The organism is Janthinobacterium sp. BJB446, assembly GCF_002735655.1.
Classification (GTDB): Bacteria; Pseudomonadota; Gammaproteobacteria; order Burkholderiales; family Burkholderiaceae_D; genus Janthinobacterium; species Janthinobacterium lividum.
In genome coordinates this window covers 2,294,199-2,314,681 of sequence record NZ_PDZK01000001.1, presented here as the reverse complement: position 1 = coordinate 2,314,681, position 20,483 = coordinate 2,294,199, and the positions used below count along the sequence as shown (strand labels likewise).

Here is a 20,483-nt window from a genome sequence, read left to right as displayed (position 1 = left end):
AGATTGGTTGGAACTTTCACATTACCGGCATGGAATGACACAGCGTTACGATTTATACCTGTTACTGGTATGTCTGACGACGGTTTCTGGGCTGTTACACTGCCCTGCCCAGATTATTACTATCAGATTGTAGATGGTGGAATTAACGTGTGGTCTACCGGCGTCAGATTCACCGGCTTTACCTCTGTTCCTATTACAGTATATCGGATATAAAAATGACAGCAGGTCTTCAAATCTTCAATACTAACGGTGTTGTCCAGATTGACGATAACTTAAAAAATCCTCGTTACGTTACCGGAGGTTCTGTCGCTAAAGGCGCGGATAACAGCGGCTACGGCAACTATGTGATAAACCTTGGCGATTTCGGTATTGATCTGAATGCAGAGATTCCGCTTATCCTTGTTCGTCCTAATGAATATGGTAAATACGTTGGCGGCATCTTCTTGACTAAACAATATGGTACGGTGTTCGGGGGAAACTTCTGCTTGATCGATGCTTCAGACTCTGGCTTCGACTATGCAGTATTCTCCACTCGTGTTGGCGGCGTAACCGATTCCGGTAACTTTGGTTTGCAGGTATTCAACGCCGCAGGGGAAATTACATATAACAGTAATAATCGGCATGCGAGGATTATTGAAAATTTGATCCACACGGCAACGCCGAACTTCACTTACCCGTACTCCTATGCGTTCTCAGGATTCAACGAGATGCCTTGGATTGTTGTCAATCCATTGGTAGCCAGTTTTCTAGGGGAGCAAGATTACCCTGCTGGGGTCTACGCCAAGGTGACTGCAGTAAATTCTATAACGATTGGTTTGCAACTTAATGGCGCTGCCTCCACCCCTTTTCTGGATACTTATGGTTTAGTTGCAGCAAAGAATGCTGATCCCTACAACGGGAAAAGTGCATCTTTCGCTTTAGCCAACTGGGCTTAATTTAAAAAATGACGAATCTCCGAATTATCCACGACAACGCGGCCGACCGCGCGGTGTTGATGGCATCGAGCCAGGCCGGCACCTTGGGGCCGGCCAATCTGCAGCGCGAGGGAAAGTCTCTGGTATTGCGCTCAACCGGCGCTGCGCTGAGCATCACGGCAACGTGGCCGTCACCGGAAATCATCGGTGGCGTGGCGCTGCCGTTTTGCAACTTGACCTCAGGGGCGACCATCCGCGCACGCGGCTACATCGAGCCTGGCCACACTGCGCCTGCATTCGATACGGGCCTCATGCCTGCGTGCGAGTATGCGCGGTTGGGCATGTGGGATTGGGGCGCGTTGCCGCTGGGCTTGAATGCCTACAGTTATGGCGGCGGTACCTACGCCCGTTGCTGGTTCCAGATGCGCAGTATCAGGAAGCTGGTGATCGACCTGGCCGACCCCGACAATCCTGCCGGCTACATCGAGGCTGCGCGCCTGGTCGCAGGGGCATATTGGAGTCCCGAGCAGAACGCCTCGTATGGCGCTGGTATTACACCGGTCGATACCAGCACCCAATACCGTAACGGCGCTGGCGAACAGAAGGTGGAACGGGGTGTGATGTACCGCAAACTGTCGCTGGCGCTCGATCACATGACGCCGCTGGACCGTGCAGAACTATGGCGCATCGTGCGCGGCAACGGTCTGTCGCGCCCGCTTTTCGCCAGCATGTATCCGGATAGCAACGATGTCGAACTGGAGCAGGCACACCAGGTGTATGGCCGTCTGGCCAACCTGGCCGCCATCACGACGCCATCTTTCCAGGCTTATGCCAGCAACATTGAAATCGAGGAACTGTAATGGGTGATTTTTTTTACTATGGCCAGAAGGACACGATCCAACGCTTGAACGAGCTGGCTGGACGGGGCGCCGTGGTGGCGTCGTATGCGCCAGCCGTGGGGCGGTCGCCGCTTGGTGGGCCGAATGGGTACATGAATCCAGCGTGGCTTGATCCAAGTATTTCCATCACGACATCAGCACCTGTAGTAGTTGGAGTTTCTAATAAGTACGGGTACAGCTATATTGGCCAAAATCCACCAACAGGCCTCTGGTATCGAATCGCCACATTTGCAGCTGACGACAGCAGCAATGCGCAGCATCTGCGCATTGACGGGGTATTGAATGATGGCTGGGCAGCAAACGCCAATTCCCCCTTCGTGCTTATGCTGGCCGTCCGAGGTGGATTTTATTACGATTCGACCTTTAATGGAGCAGTCCCGAACAACGCCAGAATACAAGTATATCAACTGGTAAATGGGACGTTTGAGGTGTATTTGAACTTCAGGGCAGGTTCATTCGGCGCAGCGTCGTTTAATCTGCTGGGCTTTACCACCACTACATACGCACAACCTGTATCAGTAACAGCAACACCTCCTGGAACACTGATCTACGATTCGGGCAATGCAGCGGCGTACCCGCCACGCATAAGGGGAATATCCTCGTCCGGCCTGTACTCCGGCGCACAGAACGCTGTGCAGATCAACAACGGCTTATTTATCGGTGACTGGACGACGGGCGGGTCATATATTTTGAACTGCCCAGTTGGCGCTGCAGCAGGCAGTGTGAACAGCGTCATTTCTTCGGGCATCGGCGGACTGGTCGGCACCTACTCGGCTGGCAGTATCGGTTGGTACGTGTCCGGCGGAAACGGAGCCTTGCCAGGCAAAGAAGGTTACCGTTATATCCTTCGGGCTTACGACAAAAACTCCAATACGACCTCGGCGGACATAGCAAGGTTTGGCGGGAATGGCCTGGTCTATATTCAGCTCTTAAAAGCAGGTAGCGGGGATGTTAATGCCCGGCATAACATCAGCCGAGGCTCAGCCCAGGGCGAGGAGATATTGTATGTCGGTAGGGACGGCGCAACAAACCCTAGTTTGGCAGTCCTTGCGGCAGACGGGCTTGGCGGGTGGAACGGTGCCAATAACGTGTTGTACGTCGGTAAGCACTCTGTGTCTGGACGTAGTGTATCTACAGCGGGGACAGTAAATACTGGGGGTAACGACTATGCGGAGTATATTTTCAAGTGTCCGACCTGCGGCATTGTCGCTCCTGGTCAAATAGTAGGCATCACTGCTGATAATAAAGTCACCGACCAGTGGGCCGATGCCGTCATGTTTTCGATCAAATCGACGGCGCCCTCGTTTGTCGGCGGCGATTCCTGGGCGAATGACGTAGGGCAGCGACCATCGCCTCAGGCAGGGCCGGCGCCGACTCAAGCCCTCCGCCGTGATGACGTGGTCGCGCAGCAGGCAGTACCGGGCACCAACCCACCGGAATACGAGGACGTGGTCACCGAGCTTGGAGACACCGACGACGAGTGGGCAGAAAAACAGGCAGCGTTCGCCGCTGCATTCGCCGCCCACGAACTTGCCGTGCTGCAAGACGCCGAGGCCATGGCCACCTTCGACGCGGCGCTGGAAGCCGAGCGCCAGAAGGTCGACCGCATCGCCATCGCCGGCCGCGTGCCGGTGAACGTGCTGGGCGCCCAGCCGGGCGACTACATCGTGCCGGTCCAGGACGGTGCCGGCATCGAGGGCCTTCCCGTCCGCCAGGCGGACCTCACCCATTTGCAGTACCTGCAGGCGGTCGGGCGCGTGATCTCGATTGAGCCGGACGGACGGGCCTATGTCATGGTCAAGGTCGTGTAGCAAAACAGTAGTCACCACAAACCCGCTTCGGCGGGTTTTTTCATTTCCACCACCTGAAAGGCAACCATGGCCGTCGAAACTAGCGCCGGCGGCGCGTTGAGTTTCCGCTCGCATCTTGTGTAGCAAATGGGGCCGTCATGACGATCCAGCCTGTCGTGACGGGCTGCCCAACCTCCGACCCGTCATACGATCCCAGCGTTGGCACCAATCGCCGGCGCGCCGAATTCTATCGGAGCATGCGGCGCCGCACGTCCGGTGCCGAGATAGTCGAGGTGATGCTGTCGAAGCGGCGCTGTTGATATACCGCCACCGAGCCTATCGGCGTTACCACTGGGTTGATTTTACCAACCACTTACCTCATCCTGGAAGGGGCAATGCTGCCATGAGAAATCTTCGCATCATCCACGACAATGCCGCTGACCGCGCGGTGTTGACTGCATTAAGCCAAACCGGCGAACTGGGCCCGGCCAACCTACAGCGCGACAGCAAGAATGCCGTGCTGCGCGCCGCCGGCACGGCGCAGACCATCTCAGCTATATGGCCGACACAGGAGTCCATCGCCTGCGTGGCGCTGATCTCCACCAACATGACCAGTAGCGCGCGCATGCGCGTGCGCGGTTATGCCCGGCCGGGCGACGCCGTGCCGGTATTCGACACAGGCAGCATCTTCCCGTGCCCGGCTGCTGTGCATGGATCCTATCCTTGGGGTGTGCTGCCGCTCGGCTGGAACGCCTACCAGTGGGGCGGTGTGAACACCTGGCCTCGCGGCGGCGGCTCTGACGGCGTGACATGGTTCGCGCCGGTGCGCGTACGGCAGATAGTGATCGACGTGTCTGCGCCACAAAGCCCGGAAGGCTACCTGGAAATCTCGCGTCTGGTGGTGGGCAACTACTGGTCACCGCAATATAACGCCGATTACGGCGCCCAGTTGCAGACGCAGGATAGCAGTGAAAATTACCGAACGGGTGCCGGCAACCTGAAAACCGCGCTGGGCACGACCAGCGACAAGCTGAGCATCAATCTGACGCATCTGACACCGATGGACCGCGCCCGCTTCATGCGCATCCTGCGCGAGAACGGCAAGGGCAAGCCGATGCTATTCAGCTTGTTCCCGGAAAATCCGGATCCGTTGGTGGAACAGGACTACATGCTGTATGGCAAGGTCAGCAATATCGATGCTGTGGCTACGCCGTACTTTGACACTTACTCTGCAGCTCTACAAATTGAAGGAATTTAAATGGCTGATAAATTTTATGACGGTATGCCTAACGTCAACGAGAAATTGAATGAAATGGATCGGGCGTTTGCGGCGGGTCCCTACAATGCATTGCCATTGTCCGGGGGGAATATGAAGGGCACGATCTATTCAAATGCCCCGATCATCACATCGCAATATGTGCAAGCTTGCGCGTATGGCCCAGGCGCTATCGTGAACACCGGTATGAAGGCAGGCTGGTGGCGAATCGGGAAGTTTAATCCCGCACAGCAGGGAATGGAGGCATCAATTCGTGTAAGTGGAACCACGTCATACGGTGCCATTGCCGGAATGTCGAACGCCATGGTAACCATTATTCAGCTTCGAGTAGACAACGACAGCAAGATACGCAGCGTTTTTCACAACGAAGGTGGCATGACAAATAATACGGTATCGGAAGTAACCATCACGGATGATGGTCAGGTATACATCCTGTGTGGCACCTTCTTCTCTCTGGCGGTTTACTGTGAGTCCAGCTGCTGGCAGGATTCTGACGTATCGTATTACGGTGTGGCGGCTGAGCCCCCAGCCGGGACCTTGGCGTCTTCCATCTTTGGCTTGAAACTTGGTGCCCAGAATACGGTTACGTTCGAGCGGCAGCGGACTACTTTCGATTCTTCGTCAGTATTGATCGGTCCGAAACAAATAATTGCCGGTGGGATATCCAGTACTCTTTGGGCAAGCGCTCTTCGGGCACCGAATGATGGTGGAGCGGGTGGCGCTGGCATCTACTATGAAGTACTCTCCATGGGGGCTGCATCGGTTCCAGGCTACTCCAATACAGGTAGATTTTTTTGGAGTACACGCAGTCATCCGGGGACTAACGGAAAGGGATTTCAACTGCGTTTGAATGTTGTCGATGCAGGCTTGCCTGACAATGTCACACCAGTTTTGGATATTAATGGCTCCGGCGACATTACCCTGCCAGGCATTATTACTGCTGGCCCAGTTATCCCGTTAAGTGCGCATCAGTTAACCCGTAGGACTGCAGAGTTCGGCGAACTTTGCTACGTCGGGCGCGTCGAGACGGGGGTAACCTCCTCGTGTTTTGCGATTAGAGCCTCCAATGGTGCCGGCGGTTGGGGCAACAGTGCCTCGGTTGCATACGTGGGGCGAAATTCCACGACAGCGCGCTCGATTAGCGCCGCCGGCACCATCAACGCCGGCGGTACCGATTACGCCGAATACATGTTAAAAGCGCCTGGATGCATGGGTATTCTTCCGGGGCAGATTATCGGTATTGATGTTGATGGGAAACTAACCGACCAGTGGCAGCGCGCCATTGCCTTTGCTGTTAAATCGACCGATCCTTGTATGGTTGGCGGAGATCGGTGGGCGCGGCATTTGGGTGACCGGCCAGTGCCGGTAGAGCGCCTCATGCCTTCCACGCGTAAAGTGCTGCTCAGCGCGGCCGTTGATGCCATGGATGCTGTGCGGGAAGAGGTTGATGGCAAGTTGGTTGAGGTTGCACCTGCCGTACCGGCCCGCGAGGCGCAATATCGCGACGAAACCATACCGGGAGATACGGATGAGGAATGGAGCCTTAAATGCGCACCCGGTCTGGCGTTTGAGGCCGCTCTGGAAGCGGCGCGCCAGCAGGTTGACCGCATCGCTTTCTGCGGCCAGGTGCCTGTGAACGTTCTGGACGCGACACCAGGACAGTACATTGTCCCGGTGCAGAAAGGCGAGGGCATCGGGGGCTTGGCCGTGCACGAGGATGACATGACCTTCAAGCTTTATTTGCTGGCGATTGGCAAGGTCATCGCCACCGAAGACGATGGGCGCGCCCGTGTAATCGTGAAGGTGGCATAAAGATTGTGCTTGCAACATCCAAACCCGCTTCGGCGGGTTTTTTCATTTCCACCACCTGAAAGGCAACCATGGCCCTCGAAACCACCGCCGCCGGCGGCGCATTGATCAAACTGTTTGGCGTGCCCGTGCTGGCCGGCGCCGCTGCCACGTCGTTGGGCTTCATGTTCATGTGGCCCCAATCCACCAAGGAGGCATTTATCCGTTTTTGTTCCAGCATCATCATTTCCACCTTTCTCGGTCCCGTGCTCGTGGCCGCCGTGCTGTCGTGGTGGCCCAGCCTGTTCGACAGCGCGAAGACCGTGGCGGGCTTGTATGGCGGCGATCCGGCCACGGGTTTTTTATTCATCGCCGCGCCGCTGATGGTGGCGGCCGGCTTGCCAGCCTGGTGGGTACTGGGCGCCTGCGTGCGCTGGTTCGACAAGCGGCGTGGCAAGGATATCGGCGAACTGGCGGCTGATGCGGCCGCTGCCGTCAAGGACGTGCGGGGCATGCTGTGACAGGCGCCCAATTGATGCAGATCATGCCATTGGCCGGCCGCCGCGCTACGCTGTTCCTGGCGCCCTTGAATGCGGCGATGGCCGAGTTCGAGATTGATACGCCACTGCGCCGGGCGTCATTCCTGGCGCAGGTGGGCCACGAATCGGGACAGTTGCGCTATGTGCGCGAACTGGCCAGCGGCGCGGCCTATGAAGGGCGGGCGGACCTGGGCAATGTGATTGCTGGCGATGGCGTGCGCTTCAAGGGACGCGGCTTGCTGCAGGTGACGGGGCGCGCCAACTATGCGGCGTGCGGCGTGGCGCTGGACCTGGACTTGCTGGCCGCGCCGCAGTTGCTGGAGCAAACGACTGCCGCTTGCCGCTCGGCGGGCTGGTTTTGGCAATCGCGCGGCTTGAACCGGCTGGCCGACGCGGGCGACCAGGAGCGCGTTACGCGCCGCATCAACGGTGGCGTGAACGGCCTGGCCGAGCGCCTGGCTTTGTATGCGGCAGCACGCAAGGTGCTGGCATGAAGCCGCCCTTGCTTGTGCTGGCCATGCTGCTGTTGCTGGGGGGCGCCGTGTTTTGCGCCCAGCGCTGGGGGCATGAGGCTGGCCGTGCCGCATGCGCGGAGCAGGTGCAGGAGGTGCACGGTGTGTTGCAGCGCCAGACCCAGGCGCTGAATGCGATGCGGGAGGAGGGCGTACGGCGGTCGACACGGGCCCGGCAGGCGTTGGACAATGCGCAGGCCGGGCAGGCAGACGCCCAGGCGGCAGCGGCGCGCATCCTGGCGCTGCAGCCGGATGATGACGCTTGCCAGGCGGCCGAGGTGCTGATCGCCAGTGAAATGGCTGGAAGACCCGCTGGCGGGACGCCATGAGGGCGGCAATGACGAGTGCGCCAGCGCTGCTGCGTGTCCGGGGCTACTTGCAGGCTTGTTTATGGGCTGGCGCACGGGCTCGCTCATCAGCCTGCTCACTGACCTGCTCGCTACCCCATTCACTGACCTGTTCATGGGCCTGTGTATTGGTCTGCGTGCTTGCTGGGCTGCTGGGTGGCTGCGCGGCCGGTGGGACAAAGCTGGAAGCCGCGGCGGAAAGGCTGCCCATCGGCGTGCCCTGTATCGCCGTTCGTCCTGCGGCACCCGTCTTGCCAACCGTGCCGCAGCATGGCATTTTTGAACAAGTGCAAGCCTTGCTGGCGCGTGAACACTTGCGCGCGGCCTATGTGCGGCAGCTGGAAGCGCTGATGGATGGCTGTGCCGGCAGCTAGCGTCGATTGTTGCGCAACGACGTCGGCGGCCGCTCTACGGCTGGCCTGCGGCTGTTTGCAGTTGGCTTGCAGCTTGCTTGCGCCGCGCGTGATCCCCTGAGGTCGTCGCCTGGCGCCACTCGCCATGCCAGAGTCCCAGACCTTGATACCGCTTCGTCGTGCCAGGTCTGGACGCCGCTTGCGATGCTGCCTTCTGGTGCGGCCGCGTGCCGGCGCGCCAGAAAACAGTGCACGGCTGCGCGTCCAGCATCCGATTTTTTCAGCCGCGATGCTATTTCGGCACAATTCCTGTATACAATTTACCTGGCACGATGCATGCATGGTATTCCTTGGTCGTCCCATCCAAGGAGCTTCGCATGCATCATCCGCAGCCAGTGCGTTCCTGTCGTCCCGTTTCTCTCTTGCTTTTCCCTTTCATCTGCGCCCATCCGGGCCGCGGTAACCCAGGAAATGGAGCGTAAATGGCCACTCCCCGTCTGAAATCCATCCACCGCAGCGTGCCGGGCGCCATGCCTGCCGTGCCATCGCCCGTCGATGAAATCCTGCCAGCCGGCAAGCTGTTTACGCTGGGTTTGCAGCATGTGCTCGTCATGTATGCGGGCGCCATCGCCGTGCCGCTGATCGTCGGCCGTGCCCTCAAGCTGCCGCCCGAGCAGGTGGCGGCGTTGATCAGTGCCGATCTTTTCTGCTGCGGCCTCGTGACCCTGATCCAGTCCCTGGGGATAGGCAAGTACTTCGGCATTCGCCTGCCCGTGATGATGGGCGTGACCTTTGCCGCCGTCAGTCCGATGCTGGCCATGGCGAACAATCCGGCCCTGGGCATCACCGGCATCTTTGGCGCCGTGATCGGCGCCGGCGTCGTGTCCATGCTGATCGCTCCCTTCATCAGCCGCCTGCTGGCCCTGTTTCCGCCCGTGGTCACGGGCAGCATCATTGCCGTGATCGGCGTGTCGCTGATGCGCGTGGGCGTGAACTGGGCCATGGGCGGGCCGCCAGCCATGGCGCAGATTGCCGATCCTGCCTTCGTCAAGATGGCCGCTGCCGCCACGGCGGCCGGCTTGCCCGCTCCAGCCGGTCCCGTACCCATGATTGCCAACCCCGGTTATGGCGCGCTCGATAACATGGGCATTGCCTTCTTCGTGTTGGCCGTCATCTTGTTGGTGGCCAAGTATGGCCGCGGTTTCCTGTCGAATATTGCGGTATTGATCGGCATCATCGCCGGCACGGCCCTGTCGTTTGCCCTGGGCAAGGCCGATTTCGCCAAGGTGGCCAGCGCCAAGGCCTTTGCCATCGTCACGCCATTCCAGTTCGGCATGCCGACCTTCGACGTGGTTGCCATCGTCACGATGAGCCTGGTGATGATCGTCGTCATGATCGAGTCGCTGGGCATGTTTCTGGCGCTGGGAGAAATGACGGACAAGCGCATCACGCAGGCCGATATCAGCCGCGGCTTGCGCGTCGATGGCCTGGGCACCTTGATCGGAGGCATCTTCAATACCTTCCCGTATACCTCGTTCTCGCAAAACGTGGGCCTGGTGGGCGTAACGGGTGTGCGCAGCCGCTGGGTCTGCGTCGCGGCCGGCATCATCCTGCTCGTCATGGGCGTGATTCCAAAGATCGCGCAGACGGCCGAAGCCGTGCCAGCGTTCGTGCTGGGCGGGGCAGGGCTGGTGATGTTCGGCATGGTCGCCGCCACCGGCATCCGCATCCTGGCTGGTGTCGACTACAAGAGCAACCGCAACAACCTGTTCATCGTGGCCCTGTCGATCGGCTTCGGCATGCTGCCGCTGGTGGCGGAACAGTATGCGCAGCACATGCCCAAGGCCTTGTCGCCGTTGCTGCACAGCGGCATCCTGCTGGCCGCCATCGTCGCCGTGCTGCTGAACCTGTTCTTCAACGGGCTGGCATCAGCCGATGATGCGCAGCACCGGGCGCGGGAAAGTAGCCATGGGAGCGAGTAGCACCGAGAGTACGGCAATGAGGCAATTAATGGGCAAGATGGTGTAATCGGTATCACTTGTGCTAGAATCTTGCCGCGCTGCCCGGATGGTGAAACTGGTAGACACTGGAGACTTAAAATCTCCCGCCTGTAAGGGCGTGCCGGTTCGATTCCGGCTCCGGGCACCAGGAAAAAGTTAAAAGATCAAGAATTGTAGAAGACCCGCATTTTTCGTTGAAAAGTGCGGGTTTTTTTATTGCAGGAGCTTGCTAACACCGCTCAAAATTTTGTGGCATGCCGGTGTCTGCCGCTTGTAATACTTACTGTGCTTGAGCACGGCTACGCTATCTGCTTACGACTGCCGTCCATTCGTGAAGGTTGGTCAGGGTTTGGCTTGCTCGGCAATACCTGTCGTGGGAGACCATGCTTTACGCAGTTGCTGAAAATCGTGGAAAAGCTGTTACTATATGACGATGCGGAATTTAATGTTCAGTCAGTAATTTTTTCCGTAACAAGTAACTCAGGAGATATTGAAATGAATGCATTTATACAAGGCTTTATTACTGGCGCACGGGAAACTCCTCGAGGCTTTTTCATGCCGCTGATCGCACTGTGGCGTTTGCTGGGGAAGATGATCAAGTTCGCCGGCTCGCTAATATCCTCCAAGAAAATGTAATTTCTACCCATCGGTCCAGGTCGGTGGACCACATGCTTCGGCACGCGCTGAAACTCTCTACTGCCTACGTCAATGTACGGGATCTGCAGAAGGCTCAAAATACCGGGATGGTGTTGTCGCAAGACTACTTTTCGTAGCCTCTGGACGTGCAAGCTGCCCTATTTTTCCTGCCGGAAATTAAATCCTAGGTGCTAATTGGCCATGGCGTGGTTGCTTCGGTGGTGCTGCCAATCTGCATCACAATCCATTTTCCCTGAATAAAAATAAACAAAGGCCAATTCTCTGATGTCAGAGACTGGCCTTTTTGCGTATTAGCCTAAAATATGGCTATGCGTTCTGATGACTGGGACAGATATAATTCAAATAATGGGCTTCCACCAAATGGGGAACTCGGCACTTTTTGCAAAGAGCAACCTTGACATTGTCAGAGGAAAATTTCGATGAACCTCCTTTGAGAATGCCACGCCAGCCGATGTTAAAGCCTGTACCTACCAGTAAATTCAAACGTTCCACACTGACAATTGGCTTGTTCAAAGTCAAGCGTATGTACATCTTATAAGTGATAACGACGGCTAAGCCATGCGCATCTGGAGAAGAGTCAAGAGCTGCGCGATAGGATGCATACATCGCCAGCAATAGCGCTCCGTGCTGCCGTCTTACTTGGTTAAAAAGAAACCATTCGTGGTCAGTTGGAGTCTGGCCCGGCTGGGACTGAACTCCACGGACCAGCTTGTATTGCGCGCGAGAATCGGCTGGTTTCGTCTTTGCGATTGATGATATGGTTACTGCACGTGCACCCAGACTCGCTAATTCGCGGGCAATAGCGAGCTTCGCTGCGTAATTCCTGCTTATGTGTGTCAAGTTCGTCTCCCGATCTTAAGCGCTCATTGCGCTGAGGGACGCGAGTCCGAACGAATTGAGAAGCATCGAAACTGGCGCGGATATTCCATCGTTCTCCGCGAAGAGCAAGGCTTGTGGCCAATCCTGACGTACAGCGAAGATGGGGACCCCAGTGAGTACCAATTGCAATGTACGGGCTCGCGGTAACTGGGACAGAGCAAGAAGAACATCCTGTTCTGCTCCAAACAAATGAGATGCTAATGGATCGTCAAAAGTTTGCAGGCTTCGCACAGCATCTAACACACTATAGTTAGCCAGTTCGATCAGACGACGTGCGCCATCCTGAACTTCCAGCATTGCTTCAGAGGAATTTGGTGGCCGTTGCACACTAAACGGTTCTCCCAGGGACAGGAGCGGTGGAGCTTGATCGAAAGTGCCAAGGAGCATCGTCATAGCCGTATCCGTGCCTTGCGGTTCGTTAAGGACGTTCATGAACCCCATGGTGGCGATGCGTAGCGAGAAAATTGGCAAGCCTATTGTTAACGCCGTGGCAAGAGCACTTTTCGTTGCTCCAGTGATAAGTGCCAGATGCTCATTGGACAATCCGAATAGATTCGCAGCAATGGGTGCATCGAAGTCCATCGTGCCATTGATGGCGCTAATGATAGCGTAATTGGCCGCAATGATTTGTTTCTGGAACTTATCTTGTGCGTTGAGCACCAATTGCGACTCAGGTAGATCTAGGTGAAGACTGTTCATTAAAATTCCTTACGGGCTTTCCGGTCAAAAATGGCCGCGGCAAGAAACTAAGCTTGCTCTGTTGCTGTACAAAGTTGATTGCCAAATTGAATCATGAGCTGCCCCATTGCCTCCAGCGCGGCTTTTGTTTCAGCGCTTTTGCTTGAGATTGCTCGCAACTTAGCCAGTGGGAACTTGAGAAGAATGGACTCGACAGCAGCTTTGATTTCAACCAGTTCATCTCGTTGAGCACGGAGAAGGCCCGCATTTTTTTCAATGGCCTGATGCTTTTCTTCTAACGTCTTCGCTTGTGCCTCAGCCAACTCAGCGCGGGCAGTGATTGCAGCCAAACGGATTTCTGCAGCCACAGTGGCTTCTTCGATACTTGCCAATCCAGCGGGAAGAACCTCGCGCACGATCTCGACCGGATGGGCGACAATCGTGGCCTGGCTGCGGGATTCGTTCAGCTCTTCCACAAGTGCCACGGTCTTTTCCTTTTCCCTGCGTAGCAACTCGTCTTGATTGGCCAAGCGATCCTTAAGTCGGCCATTTTCCAAAGCGCGCTGCTGCTCTTTCTTTTGCAGATCGCTCTCCTGACTACGCAGCTTGGCCTCCGCTAACGCAATTTTTTCTTCATAGTCCACATTGCGTGAATCGATGATACGTCGAACTGTTGCTTCATCGATAGTCTGTCCATTTTTTGCAAGTGCACGTACCTCTTCGATCACATCGACATCGGTCACGGGTTCGAGCAGATATAAGGCGTTGCGACGATAGTTGCGTGCCTCATTCAAATCGATCTGTCCATTGGTGGAGATATGCTTGACCAGGCATGCGTTGATGGCGAGAAGACGCCGGGCAGTATGGCGCTTGAGGCCCAATTCCCGTTCAGAGAATTCATAGAACTTGTCTTTTAAGAGATCCTGAATCGCTTTAAGACGAGATGAAAGGATCAGATACTCTCCTTCTACCCGTGTAAATGATGCCCTGTATTCCGCTACATAAATATGCAGAGAGAGCAATTGTTCGTTGTTCAGGTTTCCCAAATCGATATTGCTTATGTCTACCGAAGAACCAGCAGTAGTCGTTACGTCAAATGTTTGAAGCATTACGAACCTCTAAAATCAGCGTTGCTATTTGTGTAAAAAGTATGCGTTATTTGCCACATGGAAATTTTCCAAATTATTGATAAATTTCAATGGGTTTCAAATTCCTTTTCATTTCCTTCGGAGACAAACCAACTCTTAGCGCAGAAGGCGACTAACAAATCCTCGTTTCCGTCCGGTCTGACCACTTCGCCAGAGACCAGTAATCATTTGGTAGTTGCGACATATACTAATTTTTGGAAAGACGAAATAGACAAACTAAAAGTAGTCTCGAAGAAATTAATAAAATACACAAACTGAGATCAAAATAACAATTTTCATTGCATTTTAGGCACAACGATTGTTTTAGGAATGTAGTGTATTCAACGTGAATTAGTGCGATATTTGGATTTTATAATTAAAAAAGTACATAATAATCATGTACTTATAAAAAAAGATCGCATCACAAATTGTCCAGAAAAGATGCCGGTTTGCCACTTGGCAACATTATTAAATGGTGCGAATATTTAGTCAATTATTGGTTCCGTGCTATGTAGCCCTAATCCGATAATGTATGGATGCAAAATTTTATGTTACCAGCGAGCTCGTCTGACTTAATTGCATCAGAAGCAACTCGAATAAGCGAAATTCACACTGCAGCCGGCGTTCCGGAAAAGGTTTTTTCACGGTTCTACCTTCCTGTACTCTTGGCGTATATGGACCACGTGCAAAAAATGCCGCTATCCAACGCCGCTTTTTCCAGGCCTGGCGGTGCGATCGATTTCGGCTTGACGTCCGCTCTGATTTCTTTGCGTTTGGCCGGAACGCAAATGTTCAATCCAACACTGGCATCGGAAGAAAGGCGTGTGCTGGAACCACAATGTCGGTTTGCAGCTTTTGCCGCGACCATGGCCACTGGGGTTGTGTTGCTCTCAGAAAATACGCTGATTACTACGCGTGACAATGATGTTGAATATCATCCACTTGTGTCCCCTGTCCCTCTCGCGGTTTGGCTAACGCAGCATCCGGTCTCGATGTTTACATGGCGAAAAGGAGCACAGGAACTTACCCAGAGTGAGGGTGCAGCTATTGCGGCACGGTTTATGCCAAATGGAATTCTTAACAATTTCGATTTACGTGTGTCATTGATGCTATACAACGCCATCAATCCCAAACCGCTTCAGAATGGTATCGAAAGTACAATCGCGCGCGTCGTCAGGCAAACGATAAGCAAGGTAATTACACATCATGTTCAGGTAGAAGAACGCCAGTATCAGGAACGCGGATCGGACGTTCACTATGATCCTGCGGCAGATCTGTGCATAAAAGCTGATGCATTTATGCAAGACGACATGATAGGGCCGGGAAGTACAATCGAATCGATTGAGTTCCCGCTCCAAACGGCACCCGCATCCCATCATAGTTCTGCGCTGCCGGGGGGGGCCGTCCGCAATATTGAGAACAACGACAGGGGTGACGCACTACTTAATATGGCCCATCCGGTTCTGCGCGAATGGTTTCAGATGCTGTCGAAACATGAAAACTTTCCCAAACTAAAAGAGCTGCTCAAGGTCTCAGAAAGAGGGATTGCTGTTCCTATCACCATGTTAGGAGCTTTCGGCGTTGCAGGGACATCCATCCGCAAGATGATGGTAGATGCAGATTTGATCGTCGACCGTACTGAAGACGGAAGAGGTATTCTACTCAAATTGCAACTTCAGCCTTGGTTCATGGGAGGTAGCTAATGGCACGGACATACAATGATATGTTTCGGCCTGCATACGAGGCCACCGCTACTCTTTCCTGGGGCGCATCGGCGGTTTCAATGCTCGTGCTACAGCCGCCGATGTGGCCACTGTTAGCAGCGGGGACATTGGCGCTCTCTGGTTTGCGTGCCAGAGAGGCATTTCAATTATATCGATTCCGTGCGTCGATATCGGCGCTCCGCGTTCAAAAGATTCCCGTACTTGCCGCCGTCGAAAAATCAAAGCGGCAGTGGGAGCGAGGTGGTTTCTGGCTCGGCAGCGGGTTCAAATGGACGCAGCAACATGCCGAAATCGCTCGACAAATCATGTTCCGCAGCCCTGGTGAGATTCAAGGTCCGCCGGCTTGGTTACCTCCCTTTATCCGGGAAGCCGTCTACCCCAGAGACTCTGTAACGCTCAATGATGCCATGAAAGAGAACGTTGTCGGCGTACCGTGGATACATGGCATAAATCCGGAGGAAACGGAACTCAGATTACCGTTTGAAGGATTGTCGGGGCACACGTTAATAGTTGGAACAACGCGGGCGGGTAAAACTCGCCTGTACGAAGTACTGGCAACACAGATCATCCATAAAGGCGATAGCTTGATTGTGATGGATCCCAAGGGTGATAAAGATCTCAAAAATCGTATTGAAATGGAATGCAAGAGGACCGGACGGAAATTTTTATATTTCCATCCGGCGCATCCATCGAAGTCCATTCGCATCAATCCCTTGGCTAACTGGAACACCGTAGGCGAGCCAGCAACGCGCATCGGCCAGTTAATCAGTGCAGAGGGAACTTTCGCAGCGTTTGCCTGGAAAACATTGTTCAGGATTATGCGTGCACAGGTTGCAAATGGCTCGATGCCATCGATAAAATCAGCGAAAGAATTTGTCCAGCAAGGAGTGGAACCACTGTTGGAATCGCTTATCCAAAAGCAGCTATTCAATCTCGAAGGAACGAAGTGGGACGCAAACCTGCATACTTTCAAGATAGAGACTCCAAAGGGTAAAATGCCGACTATCAAAACGGATCGTCTGCAGTGCATGGTCGCAAAATTCGAGCATTCTGGATTAAAAGATGAAGCCATTGAATCGTTGATCGCGATGGTAAATCACTCAAAAGAGCACTACACTAAAATGATTCAGGTACTTGAGCCGATCCTGGAAATGCTCGGTTCGGATGAACTTGGATCCATGTTATCTCCAGATCCACTGGACCTGAATGACAAGAGGCCAATTTACGACACGACAAAAATTATAGAAGAGAATGCGGTTTTATATGTCGGGTTGGATTCGCTGTCCAACAAGACTATTGGGTCGGCGATCGGATCAATTATGCTTGCTGATTTTGCATCTGTGGCCGGCTCAATTTATAACTTCAAAAATCCAAAAGACATTCACCTAATTATCGATGAAGCAGCGGAAGTGATGAACGAACAAGGCATTCAACTCTTAAATAAAGGTGGTGGGGCCGGAATCAAGGCTTACATTGCGACTCAAACAATTGCCGACTTCGATGTTGTTTTTGGCGACAGCGCTCGTACAAAACAGGCACTCGGCAACCTTAACAACGTAATTTGTCTTCGTGTCAAAGACCCGGATATGGCTGAGTGGATTGCGAAGTCATTCGGAACAACAGCGGCAAGGACGGTGACTACTTCGCATTCAAGTGGCTCTGGCTCGTCAAAGTCGTTCACCGAATTCAGTGGATCAACCTCCAGGACAATGAGTGAAGTGGAAATACCTTTTGTTGCCCCAGAACTATTAACTAGATTGCCCGGGTTGCAATACTTTGCTTTCTTGGCAGGCAGTACCCTATACAAAGGGCGACTTCCTCTTTTATATTGAATGTATACTAAATTACTATTGCTCTCTTGTCTGGATGGAAGTGATGAGCCATGTGGTAGAAGCACAATGAAGAGTTAACCAAAAAAGACATAACCATGAATGAAAAAAAGATTCTATTAGATGCGATAAAGAATGCTGGGCTCTTGACGCAGACAAAATTTATATGGCTAGTCAATCCATTGTTGGAGGATATGGCGCTTAAATTTGCCAACTACGTTGGCCCATACTCATTGACGAAAAGCGGAAAATCTCTTCTTGGTTATTGTCTTAAACAGGCTGTTAGTCAGCACAAAAAAGAGAACGACCGAAGCGGGGATGTGCAAGCGGCTGCCGGGGCTTTTGCAAGGGTGTTGATAAATCATAGCCAGGATGTATTCTCTCAGCAACTGGTGGTGGAAACCTCTAGCGGTGATATTGTATGGTCGCCGTTCGTTTGTGGTGCCGATAAATTTATTAATAAATGGGCCGAATATCCCATGAGAAATTCAAGAATTGAATCTAATATTTCAGTTTCAATAGCCTCTGCATTTTTGATGATCCAGATTATGCCTCACTCTCTTCTGGATAATGAGTCATTGGCAGAATTTTTTCCAAAAAATGAAAAAAATTTCTAGTCATGGCTATTCATCCTGTTGAAGTAAAAAATACATTCTTGAGTCACTTCATCTTGTGGGCACTGTTTTTGCCTTTATTGACTATAATATCGGTTCCATTATTCAGTCCTGACCAGGGGGTGCAGAGCGAGGAAGTTGAGATGTTGAGAAGTTTTGGCGTGAATCTGGATAAGGTAAATGCTTCAGCCAACGATACATTTACTTCGGTATTTATTGCGACTGGCGTGATGCAATCAACGGAAGGTTTGGTTAATACAAAATTCCCGAGTTCTGCAGCTACAAGGTATGCAGCAAAATGGCTACGAGGAGTATATCTGATGATATATAAAAGCATATGGCGTCTATATGCACTGACGTCCATGTTTTTTATCCCTGTGCTCGCGCTGTGTATTCCATCCGCAGTAGATGGCTTCATGATTCGAGCAAGGAAAAGCTATAAATTTGAGACATCTAATCCTGTTTTCTTTTACTCCTCGATGCATGTATTTAGTTTGGTATTTGGTCTGTTTTTCTTTCTGCCGATAGCTCCTGTTACGCTATCGGCAAATATACTCGCGGTCATGCTCTGCAGCCTTGCGATTGCCGTGTGGGTAGCTAGCTCAAATTTTCAGTCGGGGAATTAAGCAACAATTTCTGGCGGTGGTGGGCACGCATAATCGCTGTCAGATACGACTCGTGCGGATTGAGAGTGCATTCTTCCGAGATCACTCTCAACATCCTTTGGGCGTCTCCACTGCACATGGCAAGCAGCTCAAGCATCAGCTTCGAGTGTATATCCGCTGATGCCTCTGCCATGCCGGGTGCTGGCGGCTGGCTTAACCCTGACATGGGCTCCACTTGCCCATTTTTTTCGTCCGCCACGGTCGGCACATCAGCTTCCAGGACGAATAGCCGGTTATAAAGCGTTGGCCACGCGATAAACAAAACGGCCCCGCCTAATGTCCAGACTGTTGCAAAAACTCGTACTGGATCAGGCATGCCTAGTTTTAATGTGAGTTGACTCAGCATCACACCAGGTGCGATACAAACCAGAAATCTCAGCAGAGGTCTTGTGTTGACGATCCTTAGGGCCGTAGCTAATTTATCTTGTTTCATCTTCATTTCTATTTCCTTAAAAATTCAATCTCTTTGATGAGTTCCGCTTACACTCCGCGCAAGTTCAGGCTTGACAGGAGCCTGAGCCCTCGTTTTACCTCTGAAAAATTCGGATGCTTCGAGTCACGTACGAGTTGCAATAGGTCGACCTTGCCCCGCGCAACAACGAGCAGGAAAGAATTCAGTGCAAGTGAAACGGCAAGACTTGAAGAAAGGCCGGTAGATTTCATCATTGCATCGAGGACCATCTCCTCAGTAAGCGACCCGAACGTGATTTTCCTAAAATTGCTTTTCTTGACTATCGCGTGGAGAGCACTTTCCTCACTTTCCTCGTGCTGGATCTGAGTTTCGCTTTGGGCCATTGTTCGTTTCCCCTTTGGCGATAACCATAACTCGGAGAAAGTCTTTATATGTGAATAAATTTTTCGTGTCGTAAAGTCGGAAGGCCGTGGGTATCCATAGGCCTCGACATGTCGCGCAACCTGACCCATGGTTGGATTCGGGGGAAGGGAGGTACGTAGCAAGCTGCATATGGTCTCAAAGTAGCGACACTTCTCAAGGCTAATCAGTGCAACCACCGCTGCACAGTAAGAAAAGCTCTTGCGTTCTCCAAGGCTCAGGTAAAAGTTCTGAATTTTCTGGCGCCCTGGGGAGTCGCCGATATTTTCCTTTATCTTGGCCAGGACACTCTGTCGTTTTGCTATTGGAATGAGATGGGCTTTTAGCTCAAGCACTACATTTTCACAAAAACGCATGTCTCTGGACTGGTTGGCTTGTCTGAAAAGGTCATATACAGCCGACGCGGATGGCGAAAAACCCAGTTTTTCCGATACTTGCGCCAACATTTTTTCTTTGTCGCATTCGGTTTGATCAAAATAGCCATCAACAATATCCATACGTAAGTCCTTTGTAATTCTCATAAAATGATCGTTCTTCATCTTCTCTCAGGAAATGAGGCCCATCCAGGCAAATCGCTTCCCAGGCTTTGTCGCCCGCCGTTCGTCCTTGTGTGAAATTTCAAGACGGATTGAAATTTCCATGTTGTTTCATATTCTAAAGCAATGTTCTTTGCCAACAATTCAATATAACTCTCAATTTTTTGAAGGAATCGAAAATATTTTATTTTAGGGTTGGCAAAATATGGAAAGTGCGGTAAAGTTGCTGTGTCGAAATTGCGGCATTGCGGTTTTTAAATTAATACTCCCACCTTGGTGCCCGCTTCAATCTGGCGTCAAAAAACAAAATCTCCAGTCTTTTCATTGGTCTTTCAACGAAAAGATATTCCAATCTCCAATTTTTACTTCGCCAGTTTTTGGCATAAATTATTGGAGGCTACATGTTAAAAATCCTTGTATAAAAACATTGCGCAAAAAAATATCAAAATCCATTTTTTTTTGGATTTTATATATATTTAATCAATGAAAATTTTTTAAAATATTCCGTCAGATCTGATTTCTGA

General features: G+C 52.7%; 20 protein-coding genes and 1 tRNA gene. 16 read left to right on the top strand and 5 right to left on the bottom strand.

Annotated features, from left to right (window positions below):
- Positions 1–215: 215 nt before the first annotated feature.
- The 12 genes from CSQ92_RS28710 (at position 216) to CSQ92_RS28695 (ending at position 11,054) form a co-directional block, all read left to right on the top strand.
- On the top strand, positions 216–935 hold the full coding sequence (locus CSQ92_RS28710) for a hypothetical protein (protein WP_139179092.1): 720 nt from the start codon (positions 216–218) through the stop codon (positions 933–935).
- Positions 936–943: 8 nt separating this feature from the next.
- Positions 944–1,774, top strand: a complete 831-nt coding sequence (locus CSQ92_RS10190) for a hypothetical protein (RefSeq protein ID WP_099394047.1) — start codon at positions 944–946, stop codon at positions 1,772–1,774.
- On the top strand, positions 1,774–3,624 hold the full coding sequence (locus tag CSQ92_RS28705) for a hypothetical protein (RefSeq protein WP_143450338.1): 1,851 nt from the start codon (positions 1,774–1,776) through the stop codon (positions 3,622–3,624). Before CSQ92_RS10190 ends, CSQ92_RS28705 begins: the two co-directional genes overlap by 1 nt.
- A 382-nt stretch (positions 3,625–4,006) precedes the next feature.
- Positions 4,007–4,861, top strand: a complete 855-nt coding sequence (locus tag CSQ92_RS10180) for a hypothetical protein (protein WP_099394046.1) — start codon at positions 4,007–4,009, stop codon at positions 4,859–4,861.
- Positions 4,862–6,691: a hypothetical protein gene (locus tag CSQ92_RS10175; protein ID WP_099394045.1), complete on the top strand. Its 1,830-nt coding sequence runs from the start codon at positions 4,862–4,864 to the stop codon at positions 6,689–6,691.
- A gap of 68 nt (positions 6,692–6,759) precedes the next feature.
- Positions 6,760–7,188 carry a hypothetical protein gene (locus CSQ92_RS10170; RefSeq protein WP_034785835.1) on the top strand — a complete coding sequence of 143 codons (429 nt, stop codon included), beginning with the start codon at positions 6,760–6,762 and terminating at the stop codon, positions 7,186–7,188.
- A 14-nt stretch (positions 7,189–7,202) separates the two neighbouring features.
- On the top strand, positions 7,203–7,700 hold the full coding sequence (locus CSQ92_RS10165; RefSeq protein ID WP_099394044.1) for a glycoside hydrolase family 19 protein: 498 nt from the start codon (positions 7,203–7,205) through the stop codon (positions 7,698–7,700).
- Positions 7,697–8,047, top strand: coding sequence for a hypothetical protein (locus tag CSQ92_RS10160; protein ID WP_143450337.1), 351 nt, complete (start codon positions 7,697–7,699; stop codon positions 8,045–8,047). The genes CSQ92_RS10165 and CSQ92_RS10160 overlap by 4 nt, the downstream gene beginning before the upstream one ends.
- 155 nt (positions 8,048–8,202) lie before the next feature.
- Positions 8,203–8,439, top strand: coding sequence for a hypothetical protein (locus CSQ92_RS28700; protein ID WP_143450336.1), 237 nt, complete (start codon positions 8,203–8,205; stop codon positions 8,437–8,439).
- Positions 8,440–8,948: 509 nt separating this feature from the next.
- The gene (locus CSQ92_RS10155; RefSeq protein ID WP_099394659.1) at positions 8,949–10,400 is read left to right on the top strand and encodes a nucleobase:cation symporter-2 family protein; all 1,452 of its coding nucleotides are present in this window, start codon (positions 8,949–8,951) and stop codon (positions 10,398–10,400) included.
- Between the two features lie 79 nt (positions 10,401–10,479).
- Positions 10,480–10,566, top strand: a tRNA-Leu gene (locus CSQ92_RS10150).
- 260 nt (positions 10,567–10,826) lie between these two features.
- Positions 10,827–11,054 (top strand): hypothetical protein, encoded by a 228-nt coding sequence (locus CSQ92_RS28695; RefSeq protein ID WP_139144199.1) that lies wholly within the window; start codon positions 10,827–10,829, stop codon positions 11,052–11,054.
- Between the two features lie 327 nt (positions 11,055–11,381).
- On the opposite strand, the gene CSQ92_RS10145 is transcribed toward CSQ92_RS28695, so the two are convergent.
- Genes CSQ92_RS10145 through CSQ92_RS10135 form a run of 3 tightly spaced genes read right to left on the bottom strand, consistent with a single transcriptional unit; the run spans position 11,382 to position 13,741 of the window.
- The gene (locus CSQ92_RS10145) at positions 11,382–11,915 is read right to left on the bottom strand and encodes a FlhC family transcriptional regulator (RefSeq protein ID WP_071653700.1); all 534 of its coding nucleotides are present in this window, start codon (positions 11,913–11,915) and stop codon (positions 11,382–11,384) included.
- 15 nt (positions 11,916–11,930) lie between these two features.
- Positions 11,931–12,653 carry a hypothetical protein gene (locus CSQ92_RS10140; protein ID WP_099394042.1) on the bottom strand — a complete coding sequence of 241 codons (723 nt, stop codon included), beginning with the start codon at positions 12,651–12,653 and terminating at the stop codon, positions 11,931–11,933.
- A 47-nt stretch (positions 12,654–12,700) separates the two neighbouring features.
- Positions 12,701–13,741, bottom strand: coding sequence for a hypothetical protein (locus CSQ92_RS10135; RefSeq protein ID WP_092605621.1), 1,041 nt, complete (start codon positions 13,739–13,741; stop codon positions 12,701–12,703).
- 554 nt (positions 13,742–14,295) lie between these two features.
- Here CSQ92_RS10135 and CSQ92_RS10130 point away from each other — a divergent pair.
- The 4 genes from CSQ92_RS10130 (at position 14,296) to CSQ92_RS10120 (ending at position 18,552) form a co-directional block, all read left to right on the top strand.
- On the top strand, positions 14,296–15,462 hold the full coding sequence (locus CSQ92_RS10130; protein ID WP_099394041.1) for a TraI domain-containing protein: 1,167 nt from the start codon (positions 14,296–14,298) through the stop codon (positions 15,460–15,462).
- A complete protein-coding gene (gene traD, locus CSQ92_RS10125) occupies positions 15,462–17,315 on the top strand; it encodes a conjugative transfer system coupling protein TraD (RefSeq protein ID WP_099394040.1) in 1,854 nt (617 codons plus the stop codon). Before CSQ92_RS10130 ends, traD begins: the two co-directional genes overlap by 1 nt.
- A gap of 95 nt (positions 17,316–17,410) precedes the next feature.
- Entirely contained in the window at positions 17,411–17,929 is a 519-nt protein-coding gene (locus CSQ92_RS28690; RefSeq protein ID WP_070257653.1) for a hypothetical protein, read from the top strand.
- A 2-nt stretch (positions 17,930–17,931) separates the two neighbouring features.
- Positions 17,932–18,552 (top strand): DUF4400 domain-containing protein, encoded by a 621-nt coding sequence (locus CSQ92_RS10120; protein WP_099394039.1) that lies wholly within the window; start codon positions 17,932–17,934, stop codon positions 18,550–18,552.
- Here the strand turns inward: CSQ92_RS10120 and CSQ92_RS10115 are convergent.
- Complete coding sequence (locus CSQ92_RS10115) at positions 18,524–19,030, bottom strand: hypothetical protein (RefSeq protein WP_099394038.1); 507 nt, start codon at positions 19,028–19,030, stop codon at positions 18,524–18,526. The two genes, CSQ92_RS10120 and CSQ92_RS10115, sit on opposite strands and share 29 nt — an antisense overlap.
- A gap of 41 nt (positions 19,031–19,071) precedes the next feature.
- On the bottom strand, positions 19,072–19,962 hold the full coding sequence (locus CSQ92_RS10110) for a hypothetical protein (RefSeq protein WP_070257651.1): 891 nt from the start codon (positions 19,960–19,962) through the stop codon (positions 19,072–19,074).
- Positions 19,963–20,483: the final 521 nt, after the last annotated feature.

Bases quoted from the DNA above. Each gene is read 5' to 3' on its own strand.
- CSQ92_RS28710 (WP_139179092.1), top strand. From the start codon at position 216: ATGACAGCAGGTCTTCAAATCTTCAATACTAACGGTGTTGTCCAGATT.
- CSQ92_RS10190 (WP_099394047.1), top strand. From the start codon at position 944: ATGACGAATCTCCGAATTATCCACGACAACGCGGCCGACCGCGCGGTG.
- CSQ92_RS28705 (WP_143450338.1), top strand. From the start codon at position 1,774: ATGGGTGATTTTTTTTACTATGGCCAGAAGGACACGATCCAACGCTTG.
- CSQ92_RS10180 (WP_099394046.1), top strand. From the start codon at position 4,007: ATGAGAAATCTTCGCATCATCCACGACAATGCCGCTGACCGCGCGGTG.
- CSQ92_RS10175 (WP_099394045.1), top strand. From the start codon at position 4,862: ATGGCTGATAAATTTTATGACGGTATGCCTAACGTCAACGAGAAATTG.
- CSQ92_RS10170 (WP_034785835.1), top strand. From the start codon at position 6,760: ATGGCCCTCGAAACCACCGCCGCCGGCGGCGCATTGATCAAACTGTTT.
- CSQ92_RS10165 (WP_099394044.1), top strand. From the start codon at position 7,203: ATGCAGATCATGCCATTGGCCGGCCGCCGCGCTACGCTGTTCCTGGCG.
- CSQ92_RS10160 (WP_143450337.1), top strand. From the start codon at position 7,697: ATGAAGCCGCCCTTGCTTGTGCTGGCCATGCTGCTGTTGCTGGGGGGC.
- CSQ92_RS10155 (WP_099394659.1), top strand. From the start codon at position 8,949: ATGCCTGCCGTGCCATCGCCCGTCGATGAAATCCTGCCAGCCGGCAAG.
- CSQ92_RS10140 (WP_099394042.1), bottom strand. From the start codon at position 12,653: ATGAACAGTCTTCACCTAGATCTACCTGAGTCGCAATTGGTGCTCAAC.
- CSQ92_RS10135 (WP_092605621.1), bottom strand. From the start codon at position 13,741: ATGCTTCAAACATTTGACGTAACGACTACTGCTGGTTCTTCGGTAGAC.
- CSQ92_RS10130 (WP_099394041.1), top strand. From the start codon at position 14,296: ATGCAAAATTTTATGTTACCAGCGAGCTCGTCTGACTTAATTGCATCA.
- traD (WP_099394040.1), top strand. From the start codon at position 15,462: ATGGCACGGACATACAATGATATGTTTCGGCCTGCATACGAGGCCACC.
- CSQ92_RS28690 (WP_070257653.1), top strand. From the start codon at position 17,411: ATGAATGAAAAAAAGATTCTATTAGATGCGATAAAGAATGCTGGGCTC.
- CSQ92_RS10120 (WP_099394039.1), top strand. From the start codon at position 17,932: ATGGCTATTCATCCTGTTGAAGTAAAAAATACATTCTTGAGTCACTTC.
- CSQ92_RS10115 (WP_099394038.1), bottom strand. From the start codon at position 19,030: ATGAAGATGAAACAAGATAAATTAGCTACGGCCCTAAGGATCGTCAAC.
- CSQ92_RS10110 (WP_070257651.1), bottom strand. From the start codon at position 19,962: ATGAAGAACGATCATTTTATGAGAATTACAAAGGACTTACGTATGGAT.